This is a genomic window from Kitasatospora sp. HUAS MG31, assembly GCF_040571325.1.
Lineage (GTDB): Bacteria > Actinomycetota > Actinomycetes > Streptomycetales > Streptomycetaceae > Kitasatospora > Kitasatospora camelliae.
The window spans coordinates 5,697,731-5,716,096 of sequence record NZ_CP159872.1; the positions used below are offsets into that span (position 1 = coordinate 5,697,731).

Annotated in this window: 18 protein-coding genes; 6 read left to right on the top strand and 12 right to left on the bottom strand. The window is 71.7% G+C overall.

Annotated features, from left to right (window positions below):
- Positions 1–775: 775 nt before the first annotated feature.
- The 3 genes from ABWK59_RS25500 to ABWK59_RS25510 all read left to right on the top strand — a co-directional run bounded on the left by ABWK59_RS25500 (position 776) and on the right by ABWK59_RS25510 (position 4,743).
- Complete coding sequence (locus tag ABWK59_RS25500; RefSeq protein WP_354642941.1) at positions 776–2,398, top strand: hypothetical protein; 1,623 nt, start codon at positions 776–778, stop codon at positions 2,396–2,398.
- 46 nt (positions 2,399–2,444) lie between these two features.
- Positions 2,445–3,299 (top strand): hypothetical protein, encoded by an 855-nt coding sequence (locus tag ABWK59_RS25505; protein ID WP_354642942.1) that lies wholly within the window; start codon positions 2,445–2,447, stop codon positions 3,297–3,299.
- Positions 3,300–3,681: 382 nt separating this feature from the next.
- Positions 3,682–4,743 carry an IS630 family transposase gene (locus ABWK59_RS25510; RefSeq protein WP_354642943.1) on the top strand — a complete coding sequence of 354 codons (1,062 nt, stop codon included), beginning with the start codon at positions 3,682–3,684 and terminating at the stop codon, positions 4,741–4,743.
- 788 nt (positions 4,744–5,531) lie between these two features.
- Here ABWK59_RS25510 and ABWK59_RS25515 read toward each other — a convergent pair.
- The 10 genes from ABWK59_RS25515 to ABWK59_RS25560 all read right to left on the bottom strand — a co-directional run bounded on the left by ABWK59_RS25515 (position 5,532) and on the right by ABWK59_RS25560 (position 13,533).
- Positions 5,532–6,326, bottom strand: a complete 795-nt coding sequence (locus ABWK59_RS25515; RefSeq protein WP_354642944.1) for a DsbA family protein — start codon at positions 6,324–6,326, stop codon at positions 5,532–5,534.
- Positions 6,323–6,829 (bottom strand): MauE/DoxX family redox-associated membrane protein, encoded by a 507-nt coding sequence (locus ABWK59_RS25520; RefSeq protein WP_354642945.1) that lies wholly within the window; start codon positions 6,827–6,829, stop codon positions 6,323–6,325. Before ABWK59_RS25520 ends, ABWK59_RS25515 begins: the two co-directional genes overlap by 4 nt.
- A gap of 42 nt (positions 6,830–6,871) precedes the next feature.
- Positions 6,872–7,822: an ABC transporter permease gene (locus ABWK59_RS25525; protein ID WP_354642946.1), complete on the bottom strand. Its 951-nt coding sequence runs from the start codon at positions 7,820–7,822 to the stop codon at positions 6,872–6,874.
- Entirely contained in the window at positions 7,819–8,790 is a 972-nt protein-coding gene (locus ABWK59_RS25530; RefSeq protein ID WP_354642947.1) for an ATP-binding cassette domain-containing protein, read from the bottom strand. The genes ABWK59_RS25525 and ABWK59_RS25530 overlap by 4 nt, the downstream gene beginning before the upstream one ends.
- On the bottom strand, positions 8,787–9,251 hold the full coding sequence (locus ABWK59_RS25535) for a lasso peptide biosynthesis B2 protein (RefSeq protein WP_420492852.1): 465 nt from the start codon (positions 9,249–9,251) through the stop codon (positions 8,787–8,789). Before ABWK59_RS25535 ends, ABWK59_RS25530 begins: the two co-directional genes overlap by 4 nt.
- Positions 9,248–9,508 carry a lasso peptide biosynthesis PqqD family chaperone gene (locus tag ABWK59_RS25540; RefSeq protein ID WP_354642948.1) on the bottom strand — a complete coding sequence of 87 codons (261 nt, stop codon included), beginning with the start codon at positions 9,506–9,508 and terminating at the stop codon, positions 9,248–9,250. The genes ABWK59_RS25535 and ABWK59_RS25540 overlap by 4 nt, the downstream gene beginning before the upstream one ends.
- Positions 9,508–11,355 carry an asparagine synthase-related protein gene (locus tag ABWK59_RS25545; protein ID WP_354642949.1) on the bottom strand — a complete coding sequence of 616 codons (1,848 nt, stop codon included), beginning with the start codon at positions 11,353–11,355 and terminating at the stop codon, positions 9,508–9,510. The genes ABWK59_RS25540 and ABWK59_RS25545 overlap by 1 nt, the downstream gene beginning before the upstream one ends.
- Before the next feature lie 146 nt (positions 11,356–11,501).
- The gene (locus ABWK59_RS25550; RefSeq protein ID WP_354642950.1) at positions 11,502–11,636 is read right to left on the bottom strand and encodes a lasso RiPP family leader peptide-containing protein; all 135 of its coding nucleotides are present in this window, start codon (positions 11,634–11,636) and stop codon (positions 11,502–11,504) included.
- 213 nt (positions 11,637–11,849) lie between these two features.
- On the bottom strand, positions 11,850–12,611 hold the full coding sequence (locus ABWK59_RS25555) for an ABC transporter permease (protein WP_354642951.1): 762 nt from the start codon (positions 12,609–12,611) through the stop codon (positions 11,850–11,852).
- Positions 12,601–13,533, bottom strand: coding sequence for an ATP-binding cassette domain-containing protein (locus ABWK59_RS25560; protein ID WP_354642952.1), 933 nt, complete (start codon positions 13,531–13,533; stop codon positions 12,601–12,603). The genes ABWK59_RS25555 and ABWK59_RS25560 overlap by 11 nt, the downstream gene beginning before the upstream one ends.
- A 168-nt stretch (positions 13,534–13,701) precedes the next feature.
- Here ABWK59_RS25560 and ABWK59_RS25565 point away from each other — a divergent pair, with 168 nt between their 5' ends.
- Positions 13,702–14,991 carry a sensor histidine kinase gene (locus tag ABWK59_RS25565; RefSeq protein ID WP_354642953.1) on the top strand — a complete coding sequence of 430 codons (1,290 nt, stop codon included), beginning with the start codon at positions 13,702–13,704 and terminating at the stop codon, positions 14,989–14,991.
- Between the two features lie 100 nt (positions 14,992–15,091).
- Positions 15,092–15,790, top strand: a complete 699-nt coding sequence (locus ABWK59_RS25570; RefSeq protein ID WP_420492853.1) for a response regulator — start codon at positions 15,092–15,094, stop codon at positions 15,788–15,790.
- Positions 15,791–15,811: 21 nt separating this feature from the next.
- On the opposite strand, the gene ABWK59_RS25575 is transcribed toward ABWK59_RS25570, so the two are convergent.
- Positions 15,812–16,540, bottom strand: a complete 729-nt coding sequence (locus tag ABWK59_RS25575) for a response regulator transcription factor (RefSeq protein ID WP_354642955.1) — start codon at positions 16,538–16,540, stop codon at positions 15,812–15,814.
- The gene (locus ABWK59_RS25580; RefSeq protein WP_354642956.1) at positions 16,537–17,142 is read right to left on the bottom strand and encodes a sensor histidine kinase; all 606 of its coding nucleotides are present in this window, start codon (positions 17,140–17,142) and stop codon (positions 16,537–16,539) included. Before ABWK59_RS25580 ends, ABWK59_RS25575 begins: the two co-directional genes overlap by 4 nt.
- A gap of 819 nt (positions 17,143–17,961) precedes the next feature.
- Here ABWK59_RS25580 and ABWK59_RS25585 point away from each other — a divergent pair.
- A complete protein-coding gene (locus ABWK59_RS25585; RefSeq protein WP_354642957.1) occupies positions 17,962–18,297 on the top strand; it encodes a hypothetical protein in 336 nt (111 codons plus the stop codon).
- Positions 18,298–18,366: the final 69 nt, after the last annotated feature.

Sequence of the window (18,366 nt, forward strand, 5' to 3'; positions counted from 1 at the left end):
GACTTGTCGCCGATCGAGACGACGGGCATGCAGGCCAGCGGCCAGGAGACCGGCAGCCTTCCCGAGACCATCGGCCCTGCGGGCTGGCAACCGCGATCCGGCGACCGGTTCGAGCAGGGCCCCGTCCAGGACCCGGGGCAGACGACGGCACCCGCATAGCCCGTACATGAGGAGCCAACAGATTCGTACGGGGCGGCGGCCCGATATGGCAATCCTGCACAGGACACGGTCACCCCGCCGGACGCCGACACCCTCCAGCGGCTTCTCGCGAACGTCGGATCCCAGACCTTGCGCCAGCCCGTTGACCCCGCCGGGACACCCGACCTCGGCGAGGGAGGTCACAGCGTCGAGGGAAACGCCGGCTCTTCGCAGTCAGCCGACCGTCCACCCAGCCCCGCACCGTCTGTCACGCAAAGCATCACTGGTACGAACAACGGCACCGTGATCGGGATCCAGCTCCAGAACATCATCAACAGGATGCGCAACACCGACCTGCGCAGGACCTGGGTGGAGGAGCAGCTCGCCGTCTACGTGCCGCCCGAGAACGAGGACAAAGCCGCCACTGTCCTGCTCAGGGAGAACGTCCTCGTCCTGATCGGAGACACCGGCACTGGCCGCCAGACCACTGCCCTGCACCTGCTACGGGGCCTGAGCGGGAAAGGACTGACGCTCAAGCGCTTCCTGCGGGAGCCGGACGACTCCTTCGCTGTGGACGACCTGGCTGGGCAGCGCGGAGTGGGCTGGATCCTCGACCTGCGTGCCGAGGGCCGACACAGTGAGCAGGCTCGGCTATTCGCTGCAAAAGACCTCCACCCTCAAGGACGCCGGGTCCTATCTCGTCGTACTGGCCAGTCCTCAACTGTGGGAGACCGTCCGGCAGGGCGGCGACCACGCCGCGGTCACGCTCGAGGCAGCAGAGGTGAAGAGCGTTCTTCGGGCCTATCTGGCAGCCGCTCCGGAATGCGAGGATCCCGGGCTGTGGAGCGACAACCTGCGAATCGCCCAGGCGATCAGCGGCCGACTCCCGGGCGAGGTGAAGCGCTGGGCTGACGCCATCAGGGAAGAGGAGCGCAGGACGGCAACTGCGTTGCTCCCGTCTGCGACAGCGGACGATGTAGAGGCTGCCTTCAACAAGCGGATCGACCGAGTCATCGAGGCCCGCGCCGACTGGCGCAACCAGCTGCGCGATTGGCACATCGGACACCCGGACAGCGACCACCGCAACTACCTTCTCGCGGCTGCGACTATGGACGGCGCCCCGGTCGAGAAGATCTACCCCGCCGCGGAAAGCCTCGCGGAGGCGCTGGGGGAGACGCCCGTGCCGAGGCCCGGTCAGCAGGGGCCGGGCATCATCGAGCTGACCCACATGACCGGCGCCGAGCTCTCGGCCGACGGTACCGTGACCCTGCCCTCCGAGGGATACGCGGAGGCCGTCGTCGAGTATTTCCTGGTGGACCGCGCTCACCTTGCCGACCGCTTCACGCAGTGGACCGCCACCCAAGCCGTCGAACTCGAGGGAGATCTCGGGCTTGAACTGGCCGACCGCGTGGCGGAGTGGGTCCTTCGCCACACCCAGAAGACCCGCTCCGTGGCACTACTCAAGTCGGTGGCAACCCAGTGGTCGGCCAAGAAGGTACTCAGGGAGCACGCCCGAGACCTCCTGTCGGTCGCCGCCGTGGACGCCGGTACCGGCCGCATGGTCAGGAACAAGATCCTCGAATGGGCACGGAAAGAGGATGAACCCGTCGCCCTGCGCGCGACCCTGGCTGCGGTGTGCCGGCAGGTGAGCCAGGTCTATCCACGGGAGGCGCTCTTGCGGCTCGACGCGCTGGCTGAAAGCGGCAATCAGAAGATCACCGACGCGGTGGGTAAGGCGATCAACGAGATGTGGGACAACCCCGACCAGAGGAAGAAGGTCAGGAACGTCCTTCGCAGCTGGGCCGCGAACTCCAAGGCGACGGTCCGCAGCTCCGGTAGCCACGCCTTCCTCCACCTCGCAGGCCGCAGCGACGAAGACGGCACACCATTCCTGCTGGTGGGCGAGGACAAGGGGAACGACTTCCCGTGGATCGTGCAGAGCTGGCGCACCGTGCTCGAACACGACCCCCTCCCCGATCCCGCGGTCGTGGCGTTCAGCGTGTGGATGGATGGCGCCAATACCGCACCAGATACTCGCGGTGCCGTGTTCGACGTCTTCGCCCGGGCGGTCCACGACGGACCCGACGAGAACCGTGCTGTTCGCTTCCTGAGCCTCAACCGGCTCGCCACTCACTGGGAGCCGTCCGAGCCGACAAAGCAACTGACTGAGCGCGCCCGCCTGCGCGACGAGCTGATCACCTGTGTCAGGCAAGCGGACCCCGCCAACTCGGGAAGCCACACCGGTGTTCCGCAGACGTAGTCCCGTTCCAGAACAACGCGAGGGGCGCCTCCATGTCGAAGGAACCGTGCCCAGTGCTGCCGAGTGCTTCCGCTTCCACTTCGAGGTCACCGGCCGCTGGTCCGACTCACCCGGGGCGACCCGTCATCACGACCCCGAGGCCGCGGCAACCGACCACGTCCTGAACATTATCCGCGACATAGCGCGCGACCATTCGCTGCCCGACGTAGTGACTGTCGAGAAGCGAGTCAATGCCCGCCTCGGTCTTCCAGCGGCGATATCTGACGCCTCGGTGACTGTCAGCTGGGCCTCCGCACGCCTATGGGCGACGCCGGACGACATGGCCTCGGCCCTGCACTCTCTCAGATCCATCCACGAACACAACCTGAAGGAGGAACAACACCGCCGCGAACTCGACCTCAGTCGCTCACTGCGAGACGCCTTGCGCGAGGACCCGAGCCTCGCGCTGGCCCACCTCGTCCTACGCCACCCACAGGACCTCTCCACCGAATCCATCAGCCAGCTCGGCATGCTTGTCGCCGAGGTATCAGCCTACGACCCGGCGAACTCCTGGGTCGCCACCGCAAGAGTCCTTCAGGACCTCATCAAGGACATGCCCGCCGATACAAAAGCGCATCTCATCAATCAACTCGCCACCCTCGCATCCCAGTTCGGGCACAAGGAAGGCGCCAACCAGCTGCGCAGGCACACCGAAACCAGAAAAAAGCCGACGAGCAACCCAGCTGATCACCGCTATGGCGTTCTCGACATCGATCGCAGTGCAAGGGCGGCGTGCCTGATGGCGAGCACGGGTTCGCATGGCCATTTGGCGCTCCTGGTCAACGAAGGGAAGGCCAGTTCGAAGACCTCCTCCACGGCGCCGTGGATAGGGGTGAGGAGGTCTGGTCGGCGAGCTTCTTGAAGGGAAGCCCCTCGGACAGGATTTGATCGTTTTCAAGAGGGCGCATCCTCGACTTCTGGACTTCCCGAGGGAAGGGGCCATCTTTAGGGCGCCTCGCTCAACAGGGCTGCAGGCCTCGGAGCCGATCAGGGACGGCTTGGAGACTGGGGCACCGGTCCCGGGGACTCTGCGGGGACGCGATGCTGTGATGACCGTGGAATGGGATAGAGGTAGCTGGCCGTCAAACTCGGGCACTACCTGTCAGAGTGGGTCAGGGCGGGGTGTGGTAGATGGCGATGGAATCCATTGTCGATGCTGGGGGTCAAGGGGTCGCAGGTTCAAATCCTGTCGTCCCGACGTTATTGATCCGAAACGGTAGGGGTTCTGGATCGTTGAACATCGCGTGAGTGAACTGGTGGGGGATGCGCGGCACTTGTCGCCGTCGGCGCAGGAGGCGTTGCGGCTGCGGGCGGTGGCCGCGTTGGTGGAGGGCCGGGATCGCGAGGACGTCGCGGCGGTGTTCAAGGTCTCGTTGAAGGCGGTGGACGGCTGGTGGGCGAGGTGGCTGGCCGGCGGTCGTGAGGCGCTGATCGGGCGGCCCCGCGGGCGACGGGTCGGGGAGCATCAGGTGTTGTCCGAGGCAGAGCAGGCGGCGGTGCGGCAGGCCGTGCTCGACCACCAGCCCTGTGAGCTGGGGCTTGTCGGTCAGCTGTGGACGCGTTCCCAGGTGGGTGCGCTGATCGCGAAGCTGTATCGGGTCCGGCTGACCGAGCCGGGGGTGGGCAAGTACCTGCGCCGCTGGGGGCTGTCGTTCCAGCGTCCGGACAAGCGGGCTGTCGAGCAGGATCCCGAGGCGGTGCGTGCCTGGCTGCAGGAAACGTGGCCGGCGATCCGCGCGAAGGCGAAGGCCGAGGGCGCCGAGGTGCTGTTCGCCGACCAGGTCGGCATCCGTTCTGACCAGGTCAGCGGCCGGACCTGGGGCGAGAAGGGCCGGACCCCGATCGTGCGCCGGACCGGGAACCGGTTCTCGGTCAACGCCATGTCCGCGATCAGCACCAAGGGCCGCATGCACTTCATGGTCTTCACTGGCACCTTCGACGCGCAGGTCATGTGCCGCTTCCTCAGCCGGCTCGCCTGCCACTTCGACCGCAAGGTCCACCTCGTCGTGGACCGGCACTCGGCCCACCGCAGCAAGAAGGTCCGCGCCTGGCTGGCCGACCACGCCGACCAGATCGAGCTGCACTTCCTGCCGTCCTACTCGCCCGAGCTGAACCCCGACGAACTGGTCAACGCCGACCTCAAGCGCAGCCTGCCCACGAGCCACCGGGCCCGCAACCAGGCCGAGCTCGCGGCCGAAGCGCGACGCTTCTTCCGCCGCCGCCAGCACCAGCCTCACATCGTCCGCGGCTACTTCCACGGTCCGCACGTGCGCTACACCCTTGACGAGAACCAATTGAGTTTCTGATCAATAAGTCGCAGATCAGGGGCGGTAGTTGGGAAACCACTACCGGCCCTTTCTGCTGTCCGGGTCAAGTTCTGGGGACCAGCAGCGGCGTTCAGGGGTCGATGACATCCCGCCAGTCTCGTCATATTCAAGTTCGTGCCGCCATTTCACCTTTGATTCATCAGCGGAGGCGCTGGTCCTTCATGGATTATGCGACCAGTGGGGTGTCTGGTGAGTCAAGTGGGTCAGTAGCAAGGTGACTGCCGGACGCGCCAGGTCGTGTCAGTGGGTGAATCTACTCTTCGTCCGGGACCAGGAAACGTCAGGATGGAGTGGAGCATGCCGGGAGCGGGGCTGCCGAGCGGTCGCTCGGGCCCCCGGGTACCTCGGCCACCTCCCTGGGCGCCTACTCCACGGAGATTGATTTCGCCGAGTCCTGACGGCCGCCGGCATCCGAGCGGGCGACCGGTCGACAGCCAGGGATGCCGCCCGGGGACAGTGCGTTCCGGGCCGAGACCGAGCGGGACGCGGAGGGCCGGCTGGTGCACCCGCCGGCCGGCCCGGCCACCGACCCGCGGTTCGACGCGCCGGTCCAGCAGCGAGGTGTTGTGTACGACGCCGATGGCGCTCCGTACGTCGTCCGGAGTGGCGCTGGGAAGGCGCCCGAGGTAGAGGTCACGGTAAGTCAGTCGATGTCGGTTCAGGCGTTCAACGGGACCGGGTCGTCGTGCAGTTCGACGATCGCTTCGTCGAGTGCGCGAGGAGCGGCGGGGTTGCTGCTCCTCGCGTGGGGTGGGGTTGTCGGCCGGTCAGGAAGTGAGTAGCTGGTCCAGCCAGTCGGTGGTGGTCAGGTCGACCAGGTGGGTGCCGTCGGCAAGGGCGGTGGGGGTGCCGAAGCGGGGGTTGCGGGTGTTGGGCTGGTGCAGGGTGGGGTCGGCGGAGACGCGGGTGAGTTCCTGGCGGAGCCGGGTGTCGTAGGTGCCGGTGCTGACGCAGGTGTCGAAGGTCTGGTCGGTGATGCCGAGCCGGTGGCCGAGGTCGGTCAGCTGGGAGCGGTCGTGGCCCCGGCGGCCTTCCCTGGGCTGGTCGGTGAGGAGGCTGGCGTGGAAGGGGAGGAATCGGCCCGCGTCGGCGGCGCACAGGGCCGCGTTGGCGGCGTCAAGGGAGTAGCCGGCCGGGTTGGAGAAGTCCACCAGGAGCGGGACCATGTGGTAGCGGACCTGGAGTTTGCCGGACTCGGTGGCCTGTTCGATGGCGGTGCCGAGGGTCCTGTGCAGCCGGCCGCACTGCGGGCAGAGGAAGTCCGCGTACAGGTCGAGGGTGTGGGGTGCGGCGCCGCCGGAGACGACGGTCATGCCGTCCCGGGTGCCGTAGTAGGCGGCGCGGACGTGGCCGGTGTCCTGGGCGGGGATGACGTGCGCGGCCGCCGAGCGGTCGTCGGCCCGGGTGGCCAGGGTGATGCCGCCGGCCAGGGCGGCCGTCACGACGACGGCCACCAGGGTCCGGACGCCCCGCCGGCGTCGCCGCTCGCGTTGCTGCTGTTCGATGGTGGCGCGGGCCTGGGAGCTGAGCTCGGCCCGCGGGTCCTGGGTGGTCCTGGTCATGTGGGGGCCTCCGTCCGTCGGGTGTCGGTGGTGGCCGGCGCCAGCAGGGTGCGCGGCCTGATCGTGAGCCAGAGCGCGAGGGCGAGGAAGCCGGTGTCCCGCGCGATCTCCTGGGGGTAGCGGGTCCGTCCGGCGTCGATCTCACCGCCGCCGCCGAAGCAGCCGCAGTCGATGCTGAGCCCGCGGGCCCAGGACTGGGCGATGGCGGCGATCAGCGCGAGCAGCAGCAGGCTGGAACAGATCGCCGCCGGCCGGGTGCCGACTCCGAGCAGCAGGAACAGGCCGAGCAGCAGTTCCAGCAGCGGCAGGCCGATCGAGACCGGCCGGATCAGCGCGTTCGGCAGCAACTCGTAGGCGCGCACGGCGAGGTAGCTCGCCCCGGGGTCGGTCAGCTTGGAGAGGCCGGCGACGAACCAGACCGCGGCCAGGCCGAGCCGTACCAGGGTGCCGACCAGGTCGGCGTACCGGGCGACCCGGCCACCCGGCCGGCTGGAGCCAGCCACCCCGGCCACCCGCGTGTCCCCCCTGGGTGTCCGCACGACGGCTCACTCCCCCCGCGAGAAGCGGCGGGCCGCGACGGCCAGCGCGGTGACCGCCAGCAGGGCGACGAAGCCGAGCTCGACGATCACCGGCGGGGTCCAGCCGAAGATCGCGGGCCCGTCCGCGTAGCCGCCCATGTGCACGTCGCCGGGCAGGGTACGGCGGATGGCGTCGATCGCGTACGTCAGCGGGTTGAGCAGGACGGCGACGCCGAGCCAGCCGGGCAGGCCGCCGACCGGGAACATCGCGCCGGAGAAGAACATCAGCGGCATCAGGCAGAGGCTCACCACCACCTGGAACACCTCGATCCGGCGGATGCAGACCGCGGCCAGCATCCCGATCGAGGTGAACGCCAGGGCCACCAGGGCGACTTCGAGCAGCGCGACGAGCAGCAGCGGGTGGTACGGGATCCCGACCAGGCCGGCGATCAGCAGCACCATGCCGCCGTAGAGCGCGCCGGAGGTGGCGCCGCCCAGGCCGAGGCCGAGCAGCAGGCTCTCCCGCCGGACCGGGGCGACCAGTGCCTGGCGCAGGAAGCCGGCCTGGCGGTCCCAGACCACGGAGATGCCGACCGCGATGGCCGGTGCCTGGGTGGCCATCACCAGGGTGCCCGGGAACAGGTAGGCGCGGTAGGAGTCGAATCCGGCGTCCGAGCCGCTCTGGGTGGCCTGCAGGCCGGTTCCCAGGACCAGCAGGAACATCAGCGGGGTGACCAGGGCCATGCCGATCTGCACCCGGTTGCGGCCGAACCGGACGACCTCGCGGTGCCAGAGCATCCTGATCGCCCGGGCGTTGCGGCGGAGCGGGTCGGCCATCCCCACGGACGGGGTCGGCGCGGGCACCGCCTTCGCGTCAGTGCCGGAGCCGGAGCCGGAGCCGGTGCCGCCGCCGGAGCCGGTGCCGACGCCAGGAGAAGTGCGCGGGCCTGGGGCGACACGTGCCGAGATCTCGTTCATACGTCCCTCCTGCCGAGGTCGCCCAGGGTGGCCCGGCCGCCGTCGGTGTCGCGGATGCTGCGGCCGGTGTAGTGCAGGAACACGTCGTCGAGCGAGGGCGGTGTGACGCTGACGGAGTGCACGGGGACGTCGATCTCGGTGCAGAACCGGGGCACGAAGGAGGCGCCGTCGGCGACCCTGACCAGGACGCCGTCCGGGCCGGCCTCGGCGGTGAGGCCGAACCGCTCGCGGACGGCGGTGACGGTCGCCGCGTCGTCACCGGTGCGCACCAGGACGGTGTCGTCGCTGACCACGGCCTTGAGCTCGGCCGGGGTGCCCTGGGCGACGATCCTGCCGTGGTCGATGATCGCGATCCGGTCGCAGTACTCGGCTTCCTCCAGGTGGTGGGTGGTCAGGAAGACCGTGGTGTTCCACTCCTGGCGGATCCGGCCGAGGTGCTCCCAGATGGCGACCCGGGTCTGCGGGTCGAGGCCGGTGGTGGGCTCGTCCAGGAACAGCACCTGGGGGGTGTTGAGCAGGCCCCGGGCGATCTCCAGCCGACGGCGCATGCCGCCGGAGAAGTCGCGGACGGCGGTGTCCCTGCGGTCGGTGAGGTCGACCAGCTGGAGCAGTGCGGCGATCACGGGCCTGCTCCGGCGCGGCGGGGCACCGAAGAGTTCGGCGTGGAAGCGGAGGTTCTCCTCGGCCGAGAGGTCGAGGTCCAGCGTGGACTCCTGGAAGACCAGGCCGATCCGGTTGCGCACCTCCTCCGGCTGGGCGGCCACGTCGTAGCCGGCCACGGTGGCCCGGCCGGCGCTGGGCCGGAGCATGGTGCAGAGCATGCCGATGGTGGTGGACTTCCCGGCGCCGTTCGGGCCGAGGAAGCCGAAGACGGTGCCGGCTTCGACGGTGAGATCGAGGCCGGCGACGGCCGGGGTCCCGCCGTAGAGCTTCACCAGGTCCTCGCAGTGCACGGCCGGTGCGCTCATGCCTGCCTCCCTCGGGGGTACGGGGCCGCGGCCGGCTGCCGGCCGGAGCGGGGGTGGCGGACGGCGATCACGGTCTGGAACCGCGACATGTCGGCGGGCTCGCCGACCGGGCGGCCGTCCACCTCGACCCAGGCGTGTGCGCCGAACGGCTCGGTACGGAATCCGGTGCACCAGTCCGGCCAGGCGCCCTGGATCCGGCACATCACGGCGGCGGCGACCGATCGCTGGAGGCAGCCGAGGCCGGCACACCGGACGCTGACGGTCACCGCGGCCTGGCGGGCGAAGGCGGCCTGCCGCTCGGTGGCGGGGCGGCTGCCGCGGCTCAGCACGGCGAGCACCCGGCGCAGCCGGCCGGGCGGCAGCAGGACGAGCACCCGGGCGATGCCGACCGAGACCCGGGCCAGCGCGCCCATCCGCAGGCCGAGGACGACGCGGTGCTCGGAGACGACGGGGATGCTCACGAGACCACCACCAGTCCGGCCTGACCCAGGGCGTTCAGCAGGGCGGCGATGTCGGCGGCGGCCTGCTCGGGGCCGACCGTGGTGCCGCGGGTGAGCTCCTCGGCGGCGTCCCGTGCCGACGTGCCGGCCAGCAGGAGTCTCAGGGCGGTGGCACCGGAGCCGTTCAACTGCCAGTAGCGGCCGCCTCGTTCGTCGAGCAGGACCAGGCCGGACTCGGTCTCGGTGGCCAGGACGTGGCGGGGCAGGGCGACGGTCATCAGCGTTCCCCTCGGGAGTGGTGGGCGGCCGCGGCGGGCACGGGGGTGGTCCGCAGCCAGTTCTCGCAGGCCACGGTGGACTGGAAGGGCGTCAGGTGCCGGCTCTCCGGGGACGGGCTGAGCAGGGCCGTCCGGAGGGTGGCCGGCTCCACCAGGCCGAGCTCCGCCAGGCGCAGCCGCTCGCACATCGCCAGGAACGCGTCCCGGTTGCGGCGCAGCCCCTCGAACAGTTCGGCGCTGAACTCGCCCTTGTCGGAGCGGTCGAGGACGTCGTCCGGGACGCTGCCGCGCATCGCGTCGACCAGCAGCGGCTTGTACCGGCCGGGGCGGACGCGGTCCGCGACCCGGACGGAGAGGGACGCCTCCAGGACCCGGTCGTCCAGCATCGGCGCGTCCCACTCGACGCCGGAGGCGGCGCAGGCGTGCCGGGTCTGCCGGATCAGCGCGCCCTCGTACAGGCAGAACTCGATCACCTGGTGGCGGACCCGGTCCGGGTCGAGCGGGGCGACGGCGGTCGCGGCGGCGTCCAGGAGGGCGCCGCGGACCAGCCGGACCGCGTGGTCGGTGGCCCACGGGGGCATCCGGGCGCCGCCCGTCCAGCCGAGCTCCAGCGCCGGCTGGCGCGCCGGCGGGGAGGTCAACTCGCGCGCGGCGACGGTGAGGTGGCGGGCGAAGGACGTCCGGTCGGCGAGGCCGCGTACGGTGTCCGCCAGGCGCCAGCGGTTGAGCAGGCGGTAGCGCCGGACCACCGGGACGCCCTGCAGGGGCCGGCTGCGCATCAGCGACCAGAGGTAGGCCGGCATCGCGCCGAACAGCTCGTCACCGCCGACGCCCATCAGGTGCATCCGCGATCCCTCGGCGGCCACCACCGCGGTCAGGTCGACCAGATGGGCGGAGCCGGCGCCCCACAGCGGCGGGCCCTCGCCGGTGTCGGGCCGGCCCGAGCCGCCGGTACCGGGCCCGTCGCCGGCCGGGGCGGCGTCGAACCAGTTGGCGGGGCGCTCGGCGGGCAGGATCCGGTGGGTGGCCCCCGGCATCTCCTCGGCGGCACGCCGGGCCCAGCGGGAGTCCTCGTTGGCCGGATCCCACGGCGTGACGTGGTACGTGTTCAGCTCGGCACCGACCTGGTGGGCGAGGAAGCACAGCGCGGTGGAGTCGAGCCCGCCGGAGAGGTCGGCGCTGATGGTGCCGTGACCGGTCGAGCGGACCTCGACGGCCTCGGTGAGGGCCTCGCGCACCGCGAGCGCCGCCTCCTCGGCCGTCCGCTCGGCCGCCGGGGGGTGCCACCAGCGCACCTGGCGGGACCGGCCGTCGGTGCCCAGATCGAGCCAGTGGCCGGCGGAGAGCGGCTCGACACCGGTCCACGTGCAGCGCTGGGAGAGCGGCCAGGGCGCGAGCGGGGACAGCAGCCGCAGCGCCAGCGAGACCTCGTCGACCTCGGCACCCGCCAGCGCGGCGAGCGGAGCGGGACTGTCGGAGGCGACGGTCAGCCGGCCGACCGTGGTGTGGAACACCTGGCGGGCACCGGAGACGGACCCCTGGGCGCGGACCCGGCCGTCGAACGAGGCGATCAGGTGGACGCCACCGGGGATCCGGGCGGCCAGCCGGTCCAGGTCGTAAGGGGAACGGGCGCGGTCGAGGAGGCGTTCGGCCTGTCCGGCATCGAACCTGGTCCGCCCGAACACGGCGAGCCGGCGCGGGCCTGCGGTGATCAGGGTGAGGTCGGACGCGTCCCAGTGGCCGACCAGCCAGGGACGGCCCGAGTGGTGGTCCACCCTCGTCGCCCCGGCTCCGGCGCGGTGTCCGACGAGCAGCTCGCCGGCTCCCGGACAGTCCGGGAAGATCATGAATTGCACTGTCCCCGTCCCTCGTCGTCCCTCGTCGTCGTCCCGGCGTGCGGGAGGCCGACGGCAGCGGATGGTCCGCGACCGTCGGCCTCCTGCTTCGGCCGGATCGTGTGCTACTGACTACCGGCTGGTGCTACGACGGAGCGTCAGCCGACGCAGATCGGCGCGCTGCCGCAACCGAGGAAGTCACGGCAGCTGCCCCACGGGGTGCACAGGGTCAGCTCGGTGAAGTCACCGATCTCGACCAGGGCCGGGGTCTCGTACACAGCGGTGTTCTCCATGGTGTCCCTCCCAGGGATTGAGGTTGCCGGGTCGGCCGACCGGCCGGCCCCGCCTGTCCGTTCGGACACTGAAGAACGTATGCGGGAGGGCGTCCCCATGGCGTGGGGCATCCGTCCTGTTCTGGTCCCGTCGGGGATCCCGGCTCGCCCGGGCGCACCGTCGGATCGGGCGCACCGTCGGATCGGGCACGGCGAAGGAGGGGTGCGGTCCGGTCAGCTGTCCCGGCCGCGCAGGGTGAGGTAGCCGGCCAGCAGGGCGGCCGCCGCCCAGGCCGCGAGGACCAGCAGACCGGTCACCGGGCTGAGGCCGGGATCCGCCTTCATGACCTCGGCACCCGCGTGGTCGGGCAGGTAGCGGGCGGCGGTGCGCAGTGCCGGGACGGCGTTGGCCACCGGCGAGAGCACGAAGACGAAGGCGAACAGCAGCGACAGCGCGAGCGCCGTGCTGCGCAGCATCGTCGCGACGCCCACCGAGAACAGGCACATCAGCGTCAGGTAGAGGCAGGCCCCGAGGACGGCGCGCAGCGCTCCGGGATGGCCGAGCGCGACGCCGTGCGGGCCCAGGGCCGCCTGGGAGGCGAGGAAGGCGAGGAACGCGGTGGGGACGGCCACCAGCAGGGCCACCGTGGTGGCGGCGGTGATCTTGGCGAGGTAGAACAGGCCGCGCCCGGGCACCGCGGCGAGCGAGGTGCGGATCATGCCGCTGCCGTACTCGGTGCAGACCAGCAGGACCGCGAAGGCGATCAGGGCCAGCTGGCCGAACTGGACGCCCACGAAGCCGGCGTCCACCGGATTGAAGTCGGAGCGCAGGAGGTTGCTCTTCGCGTCGATCGCCGAGCGGGCCGAGGCGCCGTTCATCACGCCGATCCCGACGCTGACGACCAGCGCGATGACGAGCGGGACGAGCGTCGACCTGACCGTCCGGATCTTGGTCAGTTCGGCCCGGACCACGGCCGTGGGCGCGTTAGTGGACATGCTGGTCCCTCCCCGTGAAGGCCTCGGCCCGGTACTGGGCTGCGTCGCCGGTGAGACGGAGGAAGGCGTCCTCCAGGGAGGCGGTGCGGGTGGCCAGCTCGCCGAGGACCAGCCCGGCCCCGGCCGCGATCCGGCCCACCTCCTCCGTTCCGGCGCCGTCGACGACCACGGCGCCGCGCTCCTCCTGGTGCGCCGTCAGCCCGGCGCCGGCGAGGGCGACCAGCAGCCGGTCCGGCTCCGAGGTGCGCACCAGCACCTGGGGACGGCAGTTGTCGCCGATGAACGCGTCCATGCTGGTGTCGGCGAGGAGCCGGCCGCGCCCGATCACCACCAGGTGCTCGGCGGTGATCGCCATCTCGCTCATCAGGTGGCTGGACACCAGGACCGTCCGGCCCTCGGCGGCCAGGCCCTGCAGCAGCGTGCGGATCCAGCGCACGCCCTCCGGGTCCAGGCCGTTGACCGGCTCGTCCAGCAGCAGCACCTCCGGGTCGCCGAGCAGCGCGGCCGCGATCCCGAGCCGCTGGCCCATGCCGAGGGAGAAGCCGCCGGCCCGACGGGAGGAGACGGACTCCAGGCCCACCATGCCGAGCACCTCGCGCACCCGGGCGCGCCCGATCCGGTTGGTCTGGGCGAGCCACAGCAGATGGTGGTACGCGGTACGACTGCTCTGCACGGCCTTGGCCTCCAGCAGCGCGCCGACGTGCCGCAGCGGCTCGCGCAGCTCGTGGTAGGCCCTGCCGTCGTACCGGACGTCGCCCTGGTCGGGGCGGTCCAGGCCGAGCATCATCCGCAGGGTGGTGGACTTGCCGGCCCCGTTCGGACCCAGGAAGCCCGTCACCCGGCCGGGCCGGACCGTGAAGGAGAGCCCGTCGATCGCGACGGTCTCGCGATAGCGCTTGGTCAGTTGCCGTAGTTCGATCACGCCGTCAAGGCTGCCGGGAGGCGGGACCGCGGCACATCGGCCGGCGCTCCGAACCGAGGCCTCCACCCGGCGGTGGAGACGGCGGGCTCCACCGGCGGCGTCTCCACCCGTGGTCGGTCATCCCCGCGGCTGAGGCGCCGGTGATGCCCGAGCGGCTACGGTGAGTTCGTGGCCCAACTCCCGCCGACCTGGCAGACGCTGTACCGCGACGGCGTGGTCCGGCCGCTGCGCCGAAGCGAGGCGGTGGCCGTCGACGGCGTGGTGGCGGTGCTGTTGACCGCGCTGTTCCTGGCCCTGCCGGGCCCGGCGTGGAGTTCCAGCGGCGGGTGGTCGGTCCGGCTCGCTCTCGCGGCCGCGATGGGCCTGCCGCTGGCCCTGCGCCGGGCCCGCCCGGCGGCGACCTGCGCGGTGGTCACGGCCGCCTCGGTGGTGGCCTCGGTGGCCGGCGCCGTCCGGGAGCCGTTCCTCGCGGTGGCCCTCGCGCTCTACCAGGTGGCCGCCACTACCCCGGCCCGGCGGGTGCCCACCCCGGTGATCGGGGCGGTGAGCGGCGGCGTCCTGGTGCTGCTCCTGGTCTCGGGCTCCCCGGGCGGCGGCGGGCAGGACGCGGTGGTCCACCTGGCCGGCCTGGCCGTGGCCGGGATGTCCTGGGTGCTCGGCCGGGCGGTCCGCGAACGGCGGGCGCACGCCGCCCGCTCGGCCCGGCGGGTCGCCGCCGAGGCCGTGGCCGAGGAACGGCTGCGGATCGCCCGGGAGTTGCACGACATCGTGGCGCACCACGTCGGGGTGATCGCGGTGAAGGCCGGCGTGGCCAACCACCTGCTGGCCACCCGCCCGGAGGGGGCCGGCGAGGCCCTGCGGGTGATCGAGACGGCCAGCCGCTCGGCGTTGACGGAGATGCGGCAGATGCTCAGCGTGCTGCGGGCCGGCGGGTCCGGGCCGGAGGACGACGGCGTGGACGGGCTGCGACCGGCGCCCGGGCTCGCGGCGCTGCCCGAGCTGGTGGCCGGGGCCACCGCTGCCGGGCTCACCGCCGAGCTGCGTACCGAGGGCACCGCCGATCTGCCGCAGGGGGTGCAGAGTTCGGCGTACCGGGTGGTGCAGGAGGCGCTGACCAACGTGCTCAAGCACGCCGGGCCGACCCGCTGCCGGGTCGAACTGGTCGCCGACGGGCGGGAGTTGCGGATCGCGGTGACCGACGAGGGTGCCGCCGTGGGCCGGGCCGCGCGTCGCACGGGCCACGGCGGCGGGTACGGGTACCCGGCGCGGCACGGGTCCGCCGGGACAGCCGGGGCGGCCGGGCGGGGGAGCGGTCACGGGCACGGCCTGATCGGCATGCGGGAGCGGGTGGAGCTGTTCGGCGGACGGTTCGACGCCGGGCCGCTGTCCGGCGGCGGCTTCGCCGTCCGGGCCGAACTGCCGTACCGGGCCGCGGCGTCCGTGGGGGAGGAGCCCTGATCAGGACCGGCAGGACCGGCAGGACGGGCCGACTGGGACCGGCGGACCGCCCGGGACCGCCGGGCCGGCCCGGACCCGTGGGCGCCCCGCCCCCGGGCGGATGGACGAACGTGTGGAGGACCGTGTGACCGAGCCCGTCCGTGTCCTGGTGGTGGACGACCAGGCCCTGCTGCGCGGCAGCTTCCGGATGCTGATCGACGCCGAACCCGGCCTGACCGTGGTCGGCGAGGCGGCCGACGGCGCCGCCGCGATCGAACTGGTCGCCGATCACCGGCCCGACGTGGTGCTGATGGACGTGCGGATGCCCGGAACGGACGGCGTCGAGGCCACCCGGGCGATCTGCGAGCGGAACCCGGGGGTCCGGGTCCTGATGCTCACCATGTTCGACGTGGACGCGCACGTCTTCGCGGCGCTGCGGGCCGGAGCCGCCGGGTTCCTGCTCAAGGACATCCCGCCCGCCGAACTGCTGCACGCGATCCGGGTGGTGGCGGCGGGGGAGAGCCTGCTCTCGCCGAGCGTCACCCGGCGGCTGATCTCGGAGTTCTGCCGCCACCCGGCCACCGAACCGGCCGGGCCGCCGCCCGTGCTGGACGGACTCACCGGCCGGGAGCGGCAGGTGCTCCAGCTGGTGGGCGCCGGACGGTCCAACGCGGAGATCGCCCAGGAACTGCACGTCTCCGCGGCGACGGTGAAGACGCACCTGGGCCACCTGCTGGAGAAGCTCGACGCCCGGGACCGGGTCCAGCTGGTGATCCTCGGCTACGAGAGCGGCCTGCTCACCCCGCGCCACCGGGTCTGACCGTGGGCTCCGCGTCCGGGCTCACTCGCCCAGTCCGGCGGAGCGCGCCCGGACCATCGCCTCGGCGCGCCGCTCCACCTCCAGCTTCCGCAGCACCCGCGAGACGTGGTTGCGCACCGTCTTCTCCGCCAGGGTGAGTTCTCGGGCGATCCGGTGGTTGCTCCAGCCGCGGGCCACCAGGTCCAGCACCTCGCGCTCGCGCTCGGTCAGGTCCGGGAACGCGACGCGCCCCGAGCCGCCCTGCCGCATCGCCTCGAAGTAGCCGCCGAGCCGCAGCGCCACCGAGGGCGAGAACACCGCGGCCCCGGTCGCCACGGTGGTGATGGCCCGGCACAGCTCCTCGCGCGAGGCGCCCTTCACCAGGTAGCCGCGGGCACCGGCGCGGATCGCGGCCACCACGCAGTCGTCCTCCTCGGAGGCCGACATCACCAGGACCCGGGGGGTCGCGGCCTGTGGAGCCGTCTCACCGGCGTCGGCCGGCCCCGCGGCACGGTCGGACCGGCCGGTGTCGTCGGACCGGCCGGCGCCGCCGGTGATCGACCGGGTCACGTCGATGCCCGACTCGCCGCCCAGCCGCAGGTCCATCAACACCACGTCCGGCCCCGGGTCCAGCGCGCGCAGCTGGCCCAGCGCGTCCGCGGCCGAGGCGGCCTCGCCGAGCAGCTGGATGCCCTCGGCACCCTCCAGCGCGTGGCGGACGCCTTCGCGGAACATCGGGTGGTCCTCGACCAGGAAGACCCGGACGGTCATCGTTCCCCCCGTGGCAACATGGCCCGTACCAGCGTTCCACCGGGCACCCGCATCACCACGCAGAAGCCCCCCGCCTCCTCCGCCCGTCGGCGCATCGACCGCAGGCCGGTGCCCCGGTCGACGGTCCGCCCGATGCCCACACCGTCGTCCAGGACGTCGAGCACCAGGCAGGTCCGCCCGGCCCGCAGGCGGACGGTCACCGTGGCGGCGCAGGAGTGGCGCAGCGCGTTGCCGAGTCCCTCGGCCGCGATCCGGTAGGCGGCCGCCTCCACCACGGGGGCCAGCCTGAGGGGTTCGTGCGGAAGGTCCGCGACCAGCAGCACCTCCTCGCTCGCGTCGGCCGTCCGCGAGACCAGCCGGTGCAGGGCGACGGTCAGCCCCTCGTCGGTCGCCAGGTCCGGCGGGACGAGCCCGTGCAGGGCCGACCGCATCTCCTCGACGGCACGCGCGGTCTCGGCGGCCGCGTCCAGGACCAGGCGGCGCAGACCCGGGTCGTGGCCGAGCCGGGAGACCGCCGTGTCGAGTCGCAGCCGGATGCCGGCCAGCGTGCCGCTGAGGCCGTCGTGGATGTCGTCCCGGATTCGTCTCCGCTCCTCCTCCAAGGCGCTTCCGGGACACCGCTGGCGGGTGTCGGGACGGGGCGATCGGCGGGGCTGGGGTAACCGCCGGTCGAGGGCCACCACCGCCGGCGGGACGTACCCGGCTTCGGCACGGCGGGCGGGACGGTCGTCGGAGCCGTCGTGGCCGGGGCCGCCGCCGGAGGCGCCGCACGGGCAATCGCCGCCGCACACTCTCATCCCGACCTTCTCGCACATGCGACAGCTGTCAGGAGTCAGTGTTCGAGTTTCTCGGTACGACATCGATTCCTCCGTGCCAAGCCAAGGCCATCGGCCCCTCGGAACCCGGGGACCCATAAGTGCGTGAACGAACAATCAAGGGCGGGCATGGCGCTGATCCTCGTGCGGCGGGGTCACGGGCGAATGCCGACCGTGTTCGGTGAAATCCGTTGAATTCCTGAATGGTGCGGCGGGTCGCAGGAATGCGTCGACAGTGGGCTGACGGGGTCGGTTTTTTGCCGGGGTGGTCGCAGGCATCGCGGACTGGGGTCGCGTCCTGGGGATGTTGAGCAACCTATCAGATGGTTCGTATGGGGCACCAGATATTTATCCCCACCCCAGACGGTCGTCAACCGGATGCGGCTGACCAGCGATTTCGCCTCGGATTGCGGTCGGAAATTCTCAAAACGGGCACCACTGCCCCATCGGTTCCCGCCCCTGTTGGCGGCGTGGGAAGCGGATCCTCAACTTCCGGGGAGTTCACTCCCTTTTCGGAATTTCCACAACCAGGGCGACCTTCTGATGTGGCGTTTTGAATGACCCGGATCCGGCGTCGGATTTCGCTCTGCTTGATAGCTTGGCGAAATGCTGATTCTCGGCACCTGGAGCCTGGCCGGTGCGCCGAATGAGGGTGTGCCGGCCGGGCTCGGTGATGCGTGTGCGCGTGTCGGTCGGGATCTGTTGCGGACCGTCCCGGACCGGGTTCCCCGTCAGGTCCGGTGGATACTGGGCGAGGAGTCCCGGGGCGAGGTGCGGGCACTGGTGCTGTGGTGGACCGCTGAGGAGCCGCGGTTCTGGCGCGGTGTGGATGTGACGCTTCCGTCCGCGCGGCTCACCTGCCTCGTGGCGGAGCTCGTGCAGGACCATCTCACCGGGTACGAGTTCGTGCAGTGGCCCGAGTGCCCCGCCACCCGCACCTGATGGAGCCGGTGGCGGACGAGGCGGGGGCCTGGTGGCGGTGCCGTTCCTCGCGCGAGCGGGTCGGTCCGA

What these genes read in the sequence shown, in the direction of transcription:
- ABWK59_RS25540 (WP_354642948.1), bottom strand. Translation starts at nt 9,508, where the DNA reads ATGACCGTCGCCCTGCCCCGCCACGTCCTGGCCACCGAGACCGAGTCC.
- ABWK59_RS25525 (WP_354642946.1), bottom strand. Translation starts at nt 7,822, where the DNA reads ATGAACGAGATCTCGGCACGTGTCGCCCCAGGCCCGCGCACTTCTCCT.
- ABWK59_RS25530 (WP_354642947.1), bottom strand. Translation starts at nt 8,790, where the DNA reads ATGAGCGCACCGGCCGTGCACTGCGAGGACCTGGTGAAGCTCTACGGC.
- ABWK59_RS25555 (WP_354642951.1), bottom strand. Translation starts at nt 12,611, where the DNA reads ATGTCCACTAACGCGCCCACGGCCGTGGTCCGGGCCGAACTGACCAAG.
- ABWK59_RS25545 (WP_354642949.1), bottom strand. Translation starts at nt 11,355, where the DNA reads ATGATCTTCCCGGACTGTCCGGGAGCCGGCGAGCTGCTCGTCGGACAC.
- ABWK59_RS25575 (WP_354642955.1), bottom strand. Translation starts at nt 16,540, where the DNA reads ATGACCGTCCGGGTCTTCCTGGTCGAGGACCACCCGATGTTCCGCGAA.
- ABWK59_RS25570 (WP_420492853.1), top strand. Translation starts at nt 15,092, where the DNA reads ATGGACGAACGTGTGGAGGACCGTGTGACCGAGCCCGTCCGTGTCCTG.
- ABWK59_RS25550 (WP_354642950.1), bottom strand. Translation starts at nt 11,636, where the DNA reads ATGGAGAACACCGCTGTGTACGAGACCCCGGCCCTGGTCGAGATCGGT.
- ABWK59_RS25515 (WP_354642944.1), bottom strand. Translation starts at nt 6,326, where the DNA reads ATGACCAGGACCACCCAGGACCCGCGGGCCGAGCTCAGCTCCCAGGCC.
- ABWK59_RS25585 (WP_354642957.1), top strand. Translation starts at nt 17,962, where the DNA reads ATGCTGATTCTCGGCACCTGGAGCCTGGCCGGTGCGCCGAATGAGGGT.